The organism is Pseudomonas sp. KH_017, assembly GCF_057840285.1.
On the sequence record NZ_CM174509.1, the window covers coordinates 3380375 to 3393388 of the forward strand.

10 protein-coding genes are annotated in these 13014 nt (G+C 62.4%); 1 reads left to right on the top strand and 9 read right to left on the bottom strand.

Annotated features, from left to right (window positions below; translation table 11 throughout):
* Nucleotides 1–18: 18 nt before the first annotated feature.
* The 9 genes from AC3IT6_RS15460 to AC3IT6_RS15500 all read right to left on the bottom strand — a co-directional run bounded on the left by AC3IT6_RS15460 (nt 19) and on the right by AC3IT6_RS15500 (nt 10666).
* On the bottom strand, nt 19–1179 hold the full coding sequence (locus AC3IT6_RS15460) for an acyl-CoA dehydrogenase family protein (protein ID WP_489350868.1): 1161 nt from the start codon (nt 1177–1179) through the stop codon (nt 19–21).
* Nucleotides 1180–1219: 40 nt separating this feature from the next.
* Nucleotides 1220–2011, bottom strand: coding sequence for an enoyl-CoA hydratase/isomerase family protein (locus tag AC3IT6_RS15465; protein WP_489350870.1), 792 nt, complete (start codon nt 2009–2011; stop codon nt 1220–1222).
* Between the two features lie 356 nt (nt 2012–2367).
* Entirely contained in the window at nt 2368–3780 is a 1413-nt protein-coding gene (locus tag AC3IT6_RS15470; RefSeq protein WP_151214692.1) for an amino acid permease, read from the bottom strand.
* 208 nt (nt 3781–3988) lie between these two features.
* Nucleotides 3989–6244, bottom strand: a complete 2256-nt coding sequence (locus tag AC3IT6_RS15475; RefSeq protein ID WP_489350873.1) for an ATP-binding protein — start codon at nt 6242–6244, stop codon at nt 3989–3991.
* Complete coding sequence (locus AC3IT6_RS15480) at nt 6241–7014, bottom strand: substrate-binding periplasmic protein (RefSeq protein ID WP_489350875.1); 774 nt, start codon at nt 7012–7014, stop codon at nt 6241–6243. The genes AC3IT6_RS15475 and AC3IT6_RS15480 overlap by 4 nt, the downstream gene beginning before the upstream one ends.
* A gap of 5 nt (nt 7015–7019) precedes the next feature.
* Nucleotides 7020–7736 carry a response regulator gene (locus tag AC3IT6_RS15485; protein ID WP_489304132.1) on the bottom strand — a complete coding sequence of 239 codons (717 nt, stop codon included), beginning with the start codon at nt 7734–7736 and terminating at the stop codon, nt 7020–7022.
* Between the two features lie 92 nt (nt 7737–7828).
* On the bottom strand, nt 7829–8476 hold the full coding sequence (locus tag AC3IT6_RS15490; protein WP_110659255.1) for a TetR family transcriptional regulator C-terminal domain-containing protein: 648 nt from the start codon (nt 8474–8476) through the stop codon (nt 7829–7831).
* A gap of 276 nt (nt 8477–8752) precedes the next feature.
* Entirely contained in the window at nt 8753–9541 is a 789-nt protein-coding gene (locus tag AC3IT6_RS15495) for a class II aldolase/adducin family protein (RefSeq protein ID WP_489350877.1), read from the bottom strand.
* A 75-nt stretch (nt 9542–9616) separates the two neighbouring features.
* A complete protein-coding gene (locus tag AC3IT6_RS15500; protein ID WP_489350879.1) occupies nt 9617–10666 on the bottom strand; it encodes an ABC transporter substrate-binding protein in 1050 nt (349 codons plus the stop codon).
* 216 nt (nt 10667–10882) lie between these two features.
* Here AC3IT6_RS15500 and AC3IT6_RS15505 point away from each other — a divergent pair, with 216 nt between their 5' ends.
* Nucleotides 10883–12844, top strand: coding sequence for an oxidoreductase (locus AC3IT6_RS15505; RefSeq protein WP_489350881.1), 1962 nt, complete (start codon nt 10883–10885; stop codon nt 12842–12844).
* The last annotated feature ends 170 nt before the right edge of the window (nt 12845–13014 follow it).

Consider the following 13014-nt stretch of genomic DNA (forward strand, 5'->3'; position numbering starts at 1 on the left):
GGGAATTCTCCGGGCCGGTCAGCGCAGAAGCGGCCGCAGCAGCTCGCGGGAAATGATGTGGCGCTGGATTTCCGAAGTGCCTTCCCAGATCCGTTCGATCCGCGCGTTACGCCAGATGCGCTCCACCGGACCTTCGTCCATCAGGCCCATGCCGCCGAAGATCTGCACCGCTTCATCGGCGGTACGGCCGAGCACTTCACTGGCGAACAGCTTGGCCATGCCGGCCTCGCCATCGGTCATGGTGCCCTGGTCCATTTTCCACGCGGTGTGCAGGGTCAGCAGTTCGGCGGCGCGGATTTGCGTGGCCATGTCGGCCAGTTTGAACGACACGCCCTGGTAAGTACCGATGGGCTGGCCGAATTGCTTGCGGTCCGCCGCCCATTGCAGCGACACGTCCAGAGCGCGCTGGGCCTGACCGACGCAGTTGGCCGCGACCATCACGCGCCCGGCGGTCAGCCAGGCGTTGGCCACGTCCCAACCCTTGCCGACTTCGCCCAGCACTTTGCTGGCCGGTACGCGGCAGTCGTCGAAGAACATTTCGAAGGTGTGATAACCCCGATTGCTCACGCACTTCGGTCCACGGCGAATGGTCATGCCCGGGGTGTTGCGGTCGACCAGGAAGGAGGTCACGGCGTTACGCTTTTTGCCGTTGTGTTCATAGGTGTCGGTCACGGCGAAGACGATGGCGAAATCGGCATGGCCGGCGTGGCTGATGAAATGCTTGCTGCCGTTGAGAACGAAGTCGTCGCCCTCACGCACGGCGCGGGTCTTGATCGCGTTGGCGTCGGAACCGGCGCCCGGTTCGGTCAGCGCGAAGCAGTCGATTTTTTCGCCCTGGATGCTCGGCAACAGGTAGTCGTTGATCTGGTCGCCGGTGCAGGCCATGAGGATTTTCGACGGCCGCGCGACGAACACGTGCAGCGCCCAGGACACCTTGGACAGCTCACGTTCGATCAGCGCCTGGGACAGGTAGTCCAGGCCGCCGCCACCCACTTCTTCGGGCATGTTGAAGGCGTAGAAACCGGCGGCAATCGCCTTGCCGCGAATCTGCGCGGCAAGTTCCGGGGAGACCTCGTCGGCGCGGTCGACTTGCTCTTCATAGGGCAGCAGTTCCTTCTCGACGAAGCTGCGTACCGAGTCCACCAACATTTCTTGTTCTTGGGTCAGTTGGAAATTCATGCTGCTACCTGTTGTTCGAGTTCTGGGAGATGGAGAGGAATCAACGACCGATGAAGCGTGCCGGGCGTTTTTCCATGGCGGCGCGCAGGGCTTCATTGCCGTCTTCGCTGCGACCGCAGAGCAAACCGGCGGCGAGTTCGGCTTGCAGCTGTTCCGGCAGGCTGCGTTCGGCGCCTTCACGCATGAGCTTTTTGGCCTGGGCGAAGGCGAAGGTCGGGCCGGCGGCCAGGCGTGCGGCCAATTCGCGGGTGACCGTCAGCAGTTGATCGTCGGCACAGACATCGCCGACCAGACCGGCGTCAAGGGCACGGTCGGCGCCCCACAACTCGTCGAGGAACAGCAGGCGCTTGGCCTGTTCGCTGCCGATCAGCCGTGGCAAGTGCCAACTGGCGCCGGCATCCGGCGAGTACGCCATGCTGGTGTAGCCGGCCTTGAAGCGTGCCGATTGCCCGGCGATGCGCAGGTCGCAGCACAGGGTCAGGTCCATCCCGGCGCCGACGGCGGTGCCGTTGATGGCGGCGATGGTGGGTTTTTCCAGGCTGTGCAGGCGGGTCATCAAGGCGTGGGCGGTTTCGGTCCAGCCGTAGGTTTCCAGCTCGCCCCGGGCTTCGGCATCGGCCCATTCATCGAGGTCGGCGCCAGCGCAGAAACTGCGGCCGCTGCCGGTGAGCACCACCACGCGCACCGCCGGATCGGCGTTGAAACCGTCGAGCAAGGTGTGCAGGTTTTTCAGCGTCGGAATGTCCAGCGCATTGCGCTGGGCAGTGCGATTGAGGGTGATCCAGGCAACGCCTGCTTCGACCTGGCTGAGCAGCGACGATTGAGTGGTCATGGGAATCCTCGAATTATTGTGATTGGTCTGAGGTGATGCGACTTGAGGCCATACTAAACGAGTGTTCAGTAAGGCGGCAATTGGTGGGGAAATGGGCTGTAACAAGCTAAAAAATTCTGTAACACATTGGTTTTATTGAATATTTACTAGAAGAACGAGCGTGAGCCGTTAGCGCTGTTACAACTTCGAACAACTGGTGACAGGACGTTGGTCGCAGATCTTTTGCCCACCACAAAACCAATGTGGGAGCGGGCTTGCTCGCGAAGAGGCCCTGTCAGTCAACATTGATGGTGACTGACACTCCGCTTTCGCGAGCAAGCCCGCTCCCACAGGGGGGAAGTGTTTAGTTCAAGGAATCAGGCAGTCGGCAAGCTCGGCGCCAGCACGCCCTGGCGCTTGCGATGGATCAGGAAGTACGCGCCATAGCACAGCGCAATGAATCCAAAGCCCCAGTACAGCGACGGACGCTGGGTTTCATCCAGGGCCAGGAACACGAACAGCGAGCAGCACAGCGTGATGCACATCAGCGGCAATACCGGGAACCACGGTGCGCGGTATTTCAGGTCGCTGAGCTTGCCGCCGTCACGCAAGTACGCCTTGCGGAACTTGTACTGCGCCAGCGCGATGACAATCCAGGTCACGGTGCCGGACATGCCGCTCACCGCCATCAGCACCATGAACAAGGTGTCGGCGGCGACGAAGCTGGTCATCAGCGACACCAGCGCGAAGCACAGGGTGATGCTCAAGGCGCGTAGCGGTACGCCACGCTTGCTCAAATGCGACAGGCTTTTCGGCGCCATGCCGGTTTTCGACATCGCCCACAGGATGCGCGTCGAGGCATACAGGCCGGAGTTGCCCACCGAGAGGATCGCGGTGAGGATCACGAAGTTCATCAGGTCGGCCGCATAAGGAATGCCGACCATGTCGAACACCTGCACGAACGGGCTTTCCATCAGGCCCGCCTGCTGCCACGGCACGATGGCCGACAGCACGATGATCGCCAGCACGTAGAAGATCAGCACACGGAACACCACGTTGCGCACGGCGCGGGGAATGCTCTTTTCCGGCTGATCGGTTTCACCGGCCGCCACGCCCATGATCTCGCAACCCTGGAACGCGTAGACCACGGTCATCATCACCGCGAACACCGCCGACAGGCCGTTGGGGAACAACGAATCGCCGATCAGGTTGGTCGCCATCGGTGCCGGTGCGCCACTGCTCAGGGGCATCACGCCGAAGATCACCAGCACGCCGACCACGATGAAACCGAGAATCGCCGCGACCTTGATCCCCGAGAACCAGTATTCGGCTTCACCAAAGGCGCGGGTCGCCATGGCATTGATACCGAACAGCACCACCACGAACAGCGCCGACCAGTACCAGATCGGCACCTCCGGGAACCAGCGGGTCATCAGCATGCCGGCGGCGGTGAACTCCAGGCCCACGGTGGTGGCCCAGCTCATCCAGTACACCCAGCCGATCATGAACCCGGTAGCCGGGCCGATGTATTTGGTGGCATGGGTCTGGAACGAACCGGACACCGGCATCTGCACCGACAGTTCACCCAGGCAGACCATCACCAGGTACATCAGGAAACCCGCGACCAGGTAAGCCAGGATCGCCCCCACCGGGCCGCCCTGATTGATGGTCACGCCGGAGCCCATGAACAACCCGGTGCCGATGACGCCGCCCAGCGACAGCATGAAGATGTGCCGGCTCTTGAGGGCGCGGGTCAGCTGGATGCCTTTATGATCAGTGTTTTCGTTCATGTCGGCACCTCAGCAGTCAGTGAGGTGTACAGCGCGCGACAGGACGTCACGGCGCAGGGAGGGATCAGCTCTACGGCAATTCATTATTATTATCTCCAATAAGCTTCGAAGACCGCGCTGCGGCGGTTGCGTCGATTATTGGAAAGCAATGTAAGTTCGCGTTGACCGTAAAGATCGAAGTTGTACAAAGTCGTAACAAACTTGTACGTCAGCTCTGCAACAGGCCTTTGAGGGTATCGAGCGAGTGCTGCAATTGCTCATCAAGCACCGGGCCCATGCGCTGGATCGCCGATTCATCGTTTGCCAGCGCCAAGGACTCCAGCGCCCTCAAGGTGCTGGCCAAGGCCCGAAAACCCAGCGAGTCGCAGCTACCGGCCAAACGGTGAGCCAATTGCGCGACCTCTGTGCAGTCGTCGGCGGCCATGGCTTCATGCAGCGCATCGCGGTGCTGCAGGATCGAGTCACGCAGCACCGCCAGCAGGCCCTGGACCTTTTGCGCACCGAGCAGGCTGCGATGGGTCTGCAACAGCGGCCAGTCCATTGCCTCATCGTTCGGCAGCGACTCGGCGACAGGTGCATGCCCTTCCAGCACCTGGCGCAGGTTTTCCAGCTTCAAGGGCTTGGCCAGGACACCGTCCATGCCGGCTTCCAGATAACCGCGTACCAGTGCCGGTTGCACACTGGCGGTCAGGGCGAAAATGCGCGTATGGCGGTTCGGCCCGTCGCTGTGGCGGATCTGCCGGCACAGCTCGACACCGCTGATGCCCGGCAGATGCACGTCCAGCAGCATCAGGTCGAACACCTGCGCCGCGCAGTGTTGCAGCGCCTGCTCCGCCTCTTCGGCGAGCCACACCCGGTGGCCGTCCCGCTGCAGCAAGCCCTTGGCCACTTCGCGGTTGAGCGCCACGTCCTCGACCACCAGGATGTTCAGTGCCGGCCCCGCCGCGCGAATCGGCGCAACTTCAACCACGCCGCTGGCCGGCTGCAAGGTCAGCTCGAACCAGAAGCAACTGCCGCGCCCCTCTTCACTGTCCACGCCGATGCAGCCGCCCATCTGCTCCACCAGATGTTTGCAGATCGCCAACCCCAACCCGGTGCCACCAAAACGTTGCGCGACTTCTTCGCTGGCCTGGGTGAAACGCTCGAAAATCTTCGCCCGCATCGCCGGGGCAATGCCGATGCCGTCGTCCGTGACACTGACCCGCAGCCGCTGCCCCATCTGGTCGCCGGTTTCGCTGAGAAGCGCTACCTCGACGCTGACTTCGCCGCCTTCGGTGAACTTGATCGCGTTGGCCAACAGGTTGCTCAGCACCTGGCGCAGGAACTGCTCGGCGCCGTGGTGATGCTCGGCAATCCGCTGATCGATGCGGCAACTGAGGATCGTGTCGTTGTTCAGCGCTCGCGGTTCCAACAGGGTCAGCACCTCGTCGAGCAACTGGCGCAACGAGAAATCCACCGGTTCGGGATGGCTGACGCCCTCCTCCAGCTTGGCGAAATACAGCACTTCGTTGAGGATCGTCAGCAAGCCTTCGCCGGCCTTGTGCAAGGCATCCAGGCGTTTGCCGTCCTGGGCATCCAGGCGCGCACCGCGCAGCAATTCGGCCATGCCGAGGATGCCATTGAGCGGCGTGCGCAGTTCGTGGCTCATGGTCGCCAGGAACCGCGACTTGGCGAGGTTGGCCGCTTCCGCCTCGTCTTTGGCGCGCATCAGGCTGGCGGTGCGGCGCTCGACCATTTTCAGCAGCTCGTCACGGTTGTCCTGCAAGGCCAGGCGATCGGTTTCCCGGCGCTCGATGTCCCGCAGGATCGCCCGGCGCATGTCGTCCAGCGCATGGGCCACGGTGTCGATTTCGTCGCTGCCACCACGCTTGTCCAGGTGCAGGGGTTCGTGCCACTCACCGGCGGCGATGCGCCGGGCAAACTCGGCCATGACTTTCAGGTGCCGGGTCACCAGTCGATAAAACAGCCCCGACAAGGCAACGGCCAGACCGCAGAGGAACACCGCCATCCACAACAGACTGGTCAAACCGGTGGCGTAGAGACGCTGGTACACCGCCCCCAGATCCGTGCTCACTTCCAGCTCGCCAAGGTTGCGCAACGGGCCGGACGGCGGCTGATAGTCCAGGACAAAGCGCTCGATGCGCAGCGGTCCCGTGGGGTGCGGATTACCCTGTACCAGATCGAAATCGGCGCTGGTCAAGTGCACCCGGGCGACGTCGGAGAAGTCCACCAGCCCGCGCAACTGCACATTCAACTGCTCCTGGTTCAAGTCCCAGAGGCTGCGTTCCAGGCTGGCCAGGTAGCCGGCGCGGATCAGCTCCATGCGCGAATCGATGTCGCGCATTTCCCGTCGATACTCGATGTACAGTTGCACGCTGCTGGCCAGCACGGTGAAGCACAGGCTGAACAACAGAATGAACAGCAACAGGCGCCGCAACAGTCCACCGGGACGGGCGCGAATCATTGCGCATCCGCCGGCAGGTTGATCATGTCGCGGTAGGTCACTTCGCTTTCGTTAAGCCAGCGCTCGATGTCACCGGCATCGACCATGCGCTGCAACTGCGCATTGATCTCGGGCATGCGAGTGGCCAAGGGCGAGCGCCGCGATACGGCGACCCGTAGATAATCCACGCTCAACGCCTTGGGCAAGGCGACGATATCCTGGCCGCCGGGCAGGTTTTCCACGTACAGCTGGCCGGTGCGTCGCTCCTGGGTGATGAAATCGATGCGCCCGCGAATCAGCTTGCCGAAGTTCTGGTGGCTGTCGGAAACCCATTCGATATTGTTGTTGCGCGCGACCATGCGATCGAACTCCACGCCGTAGCTCTCGCCGAACAACAGGCCGCCACGGTAATGGGCCAGGTCGTCCAGTTGTTCGAATTTCACCGGATGCTGGCGGTTGATGAACAACGCCACTTCTTCACGCAATACCGGCACCGTCGAGAACAGCATGCTCTGCTCCCGTTGCGCGGTGCTGTAGGCCAGCACCACATCGACCCGGCCTTCGGCGGCGTCCAGCAGGCAGCGTCTCCAGTTGCCCAGTACGACCATCTCGACTTCATACCCCAACTGACCGAACAAGTGCTTCACCACACTCGGCGCCAGACCGCGCACCTGCTTGCCATCACTCCATGAGATCGGCGGGTACACCGGGTAATCGCAATAGCGAACCTTGTCCGCCGCGACGGCATGGCCGGCCACCAGCATCGCCAGCAGGCAAAGCCATCGCGCCATCGGGTTCAGGCCGCCACGCTGGCGGTGAACAGGTAACCGGCGCCGTGAATGGTGATGATCAACTGCGGTTCGGCGGGATCGTCGTGCAACTTGCGGCGCAAGCGCCCGACCAGCACGTCGATGGAGCGGTCGTTGGGCACCCATTCGCGGTTGCGGATCTGGTCCATCAACTGGTCGCGGCTGAGGGTGTGGCCGCTGTTGCGCAGGAACACGCTGAGCAACTGGTATTCGCCATGGGTCAGCAGGGTTTCGCTGCCGGACGGATCGATCAGTCGACGGCGGTCGGTGTCCAGCGCCCAGTCGGCGAACTGCTTGACCGGTTTGGCCGCCGCGACGGCCGGCGCTGGCGTTTGCGCATGACGGACCCGGCGAATCAGGTTTTTCGCCCGGGACACAAGCTCCCTTGGATTGAGGGGTTTGATCACGTAGTCATCGGCGCCGCATTCGAGGCCGACGATGCGGTCGATCTCATCGTTGCGCCCAGTGATCAGGATGATCCCGACTTCCGAACGCACCCGCAGCTCGCGGGTCAGGGTCAGGCCGTCCTTGCCCGGCAGGCGGATGTCGAGCATCACCAGGTCGACGCTCTGGCTGGCGAGGAAGGTTTCCGCCAGTTCCGCCGTGGCGGCGCAATGGACGTCGTAGCCTTCCTGGGACAGGTAGGCGTGCAGCAGATCGCGAATCAGCGGATCGTCATCGACGATCAATACCCGAGGAGTCATCGCTTGGTGTCCGGCATAGGCCCGAAGGCCAGTTTCTTATTAGAGTGTTTTCCTGCATCGGCGCCAGAGAGTATCGATTGCTGAACGACTGATCAACAGTCGCTCGTCTGCACGCAGAAGCGCTGGCGTCCGCCGGCCTGCAAACCATCGACCCAGGCCTCGCAAATCTGGATGCCCTGCTCCGGGGTGAAGGTGCCGGGGTTCAGCCCGGACTCCAGCCACAAGCCGTCGAGCAAAGCGCTGAGGCTGATGGCGGCCAGGTCGGCGTCGAAGTTTTCCCAGCCTTCCTCCCGCGCCAATTCCGCCAGCACCTTGCGCAGGATGCCGCGATACTCGCCATAGGAATGATCGTGGGCCTGGTTGATGGCCTCGGCGGTTTTCACCGCGCCCCAGAACGCCAACCACGCATCGATCAACTGCGGATCGAGCAGTTCGGCGGAAAACGATCCGCGGAAAAACGCCGACAAGCGCTCCCGGGCATTCGGCGCGGCTTGCTCCATGGCATCGCGCAGCAAGGTCATGACCCGCCCGGTGATTGCCATGTAGGCCTCGGCCACCAGTTCATCCTTGCCGGAATAGTGATGGCTGATCAGCCCCACCGAGACCCCGGCCTCGGCGGATATCTTGCGGATCGACGCGCCCTGGAAGCCATGACGCTTGAGGCACACCAGCGTCGCCTCGATCAGGTTGGCTTTGCGCAACTCCGGTTCCATGCGGGAAAAACGGGCTTCCTGATTCATGGGCGACACGCTCCTTGGTTCAATCGTTTAGACCCGCGCGGGTAAGCGTTGGGCTGAACGACTGTACAGCAAGAGCGGGCCATTTCTCCAGTCAGTTGCCAGTCTGGTAGACCGTGGCGCCTGCTTCGCGAGCAAGTCGGATCGCCGCACCGCCGCTCCCACAGGGTTTTGTGTTGGTCACTGATTTTGCGTACACCCACCTACCCCTGTGGGAGCGGCGGTGCGGCGATCCGACTTGCTCGCGAAGGGGCCAGCTCAAACAACACAGAACCCGGATCAGTCGCGGTAACCCGGCGCCACTCGATCCAGCATTCTCAACAACGCCGCCCAGGCCAGTTGCATGGCATCGGGGTCACTCAACTCCCCATCCTCCAACGGCCGCCCCGGATCATTGAACTGCCGTTCGGTATGCGCGCAGACCTCGTGCGACGGCAGAACGACTTCACCGGCGGCTTGGGCCGCCAACTGGATTTCACAGGCCTTTTCCAGGTAGTACATGCGCAGGAACGCTTGGCTCACCGTCTCGCCCACCGACAGCAAACCATGGTTGCGCAGCATCAGAACCGGCTTGTCGCCCAGGTCTGCCACCAGCCGTTGTTGCTCGCTCAAGTCCAGCGCCACACCTTCGTAGTCGTGGTAGGCAACACGGCCATAGAACTCCATGGAAATCTGGTTCACCGGCAACAACCCGCACTTCAACGCCGCCACCGCGCAACCGGATTTGGTGTGGGTGTGCAACACGCATTGCGCATCTTCGCGAGCGCAGTGGATCGCGCTGTGAATCACGAAGCCGGCCGGGTTGACCGGGTACGGCGACGGCTCCACGGCACGGCCATCGAGGTCAATCTTCACCAGGTTGGACGCAGTGATCTCATCGAACATCAGCCCGTAAGGGTTGATCAGAAAATGATGCTCCGGCCCCGGAATGCGCACCGAGATGTGGGTGAAGATCAAATCGGTCATGCGAAAGTGCGCAATCAAGCGGTAACAGGCCGCCAGTTCCTCACGCAGGCGCTGCTCGGTGGCGCTGCGTTCGGGTGCCAGGTGGGTGGCGATGTTGTTCATTCTTGTGGTTCTCCAGGCTGATCGGCTGGGGCAGACAGTAAGGCTGGACGCTTGGACACGTCCAGCCGTCCGTGTTTATTTGCTGGCCCAGGCGTTGAAGCGCTCTTCGAGCTCTTCGCCATGATCGACCCAGAAACCGACGTTCATCGACAGTGCGCCCTTGAGGTTCTGCGGCGCAGTGGGCACCCATTGCGCCAGTTTGTCGTCTAGCCGTGCGGCGGCCTGGGTGTTGGTCGGGCCGTAGGGAATCTGCTGCACGTAGTTGACCTGGGCGTCCGGCTGGTTGGCGAAGGCGATAAAACGCTTGGCCTGATCCACGTGCCGGGAGCCTTTGATGATCGCCCAGTAGTCCATGCCGTACAGGCTGCCGGGCCAGACCAGAGCGAGATGGCTGCCTTTCTGCGCGGCGTCGGCGATGCGTCCGCTGTAGGTCGAAGTCATCACCACATCGCCGGCGGTCAGCCATTGCGGCGGTTGCGCGCCCGCCTCCCACCACTGGATGTAAGGCTTGAGTTCAGTCAGTTTGGCGAATGCCCGGTCCACACCCTGCGGGGTGCCGAGTACCTTGTAGACGTCTTCGGTTTTCACCCCGTCGGCCAGCAAGGCGAATTCCAGGTTGTACACCGCGCGTTTGCGCAGCCCACGCTTGCCGGGGGTTTTCTTCACGTCCCAGAAGTCTGCCCACGAGGTCGGGGCCTGAGCCAGTTTGTCGGTGTCGTAGGCAATCGCCACGCTCCACACCAGCGCAGCGGAACCGCATTCCTGCGCCGCCTCGGGGATCAACTGCTCGGCGTGGCCCAGACGTGTCCAGTCCAGACGCTCGTACATGCCTTCCTCGCAGCCGCGCATCAGGTCCGGGCCTTCGATCTGCACCACGTCCCAGTCGACGTTGCCGGTGTCGACCATCACTTTGATTTTCGCCATCTCGCCGTTGTATTCGCTCTGGATCACCTTGCTTTGATCCACGGCGGCGAAGGGTTGAAAGAACGCCACGTCCTGGGCTTTTTGTCCGGCTCCGCCGTATCCGACCACCACCATGTCCGATGCTGCCTGAGCGCTGCCCAGGCCCATGGCCACAGACAACACCAAGGGATAAAAACCGTGCTTGAGCGTGTGCGATTTCATCAGTGGCTCCTCTTGCAGGTGCCACGGGACCCAAGGCCCGCGCAGCCCTTTTTTATTGTTGAGAGGTTCGGCCCGGGAGCGGGCTCGAGACGAAACTACTGCAAGGCATAGTAAAAAAACAAGTTGATTTTTTACTGTAGGTAAATTTCTATAGCGCAATAATAACAACGCCGAAACCCGGCCGTTTGGCTTCAGCCTGCCAGGAGTACCCGCCCCATGCCGACCTCGACACCCGCCTTCGCGCACCTGTTCGAACCCCTGGAGATCCGTGGCAAGCGCCTGAAGAACCGCATCATGTCCAGCGGACACGACACCTCGATGCCCACCGACAACCTGGTCAATGAACAATTGATCGCCTATCACCGGGCGCGTGCCGAAGGCGGTGCCGGGCTGATCGTGCTGCAAGTGGCCGGCGTGCATGACAGTGCGCGCTACACCTCCCACGTGCTGATGGCCACCGACGATGCGTGCATCGAGGGCTACCGCAAACTGGCGCAAACCTGCCATGCCCACGGTACCGTGGTGTTGTCCCAGGTGTTCCATCCGGGGCGGGAGATCATGGAGTCCAGCGATGGCCTGCTGGCGGTGGCCTACTCCGCCTCGTCGGTGCCCAACGAACGTTTCCGGGTGATGCCCCGCGCGCTGGACCAGGCCATGATCGACGAGATCGTCGCCGGTTATGCCGCTGCCGCCCGCCGCCTGCACCAGGCAGGCATCGACGGCGTCGAGGTCGTGGCCAGCCACGGTTACCTGCCGGCGCAATTCATCAATCCGCGGGTCAACCGGCGTACCGATGGCTACAACGGCGAGCTGGAACAGCGTTTGCGTTTTCTGCGCGAAGTCATCGAGGCTGTGCGCGAGGCGACCGACGAGCAGTTCATCATCGGCCTGCGCATCTCCGCCGACGAGCGCGACCCGGAAGGCCTGACCGAAGACGAATCCCTGGCCGCCGTGCAGTCACTGCAAGCGCAGCTCGATTACGTGCACATCGTCGCCGGCACTTCGGCATCCCTTGGCGGCGCGGTGCACATCGTGCCGCCCATGGCGATCGAAGCGGCGTACCTGGCTAAAGAAGCCGGGACCTTCAAGGCCGGTTTGAACATTCCGCTGTTCGTCACCGGGCGCATCAACCAGCCCCAGGAGGCCGAGCTGATTCTGGCTCGCGGCCAGGCCGATGTGTGCGGCATGACCCGGGCACTGATCTGCGATCCGCAAATGCCCAACAAGACCGACACCGGCCGCGTCGAAGACGTGCGAGCGTGCATTGCCTGCAACCAGGCGTGCATCGGCCACTTCCACAAGGGCTTGCCGATTTCCTGCATCCAGCACCCGGAAACCGGGCGCGAACTGATCTTCGGCGAACGCCGACAAGCGCCGCAGCGCAAACGCATCATGATCGCCGGCGGTGGTCCGGCCGGGATGAAAGCCGCCACCGTCGCGGCCCAGCGCGGCCATGAGGTGACGCTGTACGAAGCCAGTTCGCAACTGGGCGGTCAGGTGTTGCTCGCGCAACTGCTGCCACGGCGCAGCGAATTCGGCGGTGCCAGCACCAACCTGCAGCGGGAAATGGAACTGGCCGGCGTGCGCGTGGTGCGCAATACCCGAGTCGACCGGGCACTGGTGGAGCAGGAAAAACCGCACGTGGTGATCGTCGCTACCGGAGCCGAGCCCTACTGGCCGCCCTTCGAGCGCGGCGGTGAATTGCAGGTGGTGGACGCCTGGCAAGTGCTGCGCGATGAAGTACGGATCGGCCGTTCGGTGGTGGTGGTCGACTGGCGTTGCGACTGGATCGGCCCCGGCATCGCCGAACGTCTGGTTCGAGCCGGGCACCAGGTGCACCTGGCAGTCAACGGCACCCATTGCGGGGAAAACCTGCCGCTGTACGTACGCGATCAACTGGCCGGCGAGCTGCATAAGCTGGGCGTGCCGATCACGCCGTACGCGCGGCTGTATGGCTGCGATGACAACACGGTGTACCTGCAACACACCGCCAGTGGCGAACCGATGCTGATGGAGAACATCGATACGCTGGTGCTGTGTCAGGGCCATCAACCGGTGGATACCCTGGGCGCGGAGTTGCAAGGGCTGGTGGAGTTTCGCCGCATCGGCGACTGCCTGGCGCCGCGTACGGTCGAAGAAGCGATTTATGAAGGTTTGAAAGTCGCGTGGGAGCTTTAAGGCTGTTTATACTCCGGGGCTTTAACGGCTAACACCAACCTGTGGGAGCGGGCTTGCTCGCGAATGCGGTAGATCAGTCGCCATTGATGTTGAATGATTAACCGCTTTCGCGAGCAAGCCCGCTCCCACAGGGATTGCGGTCTTTGGCTCAGCCCCCGGTTCGGAATTTT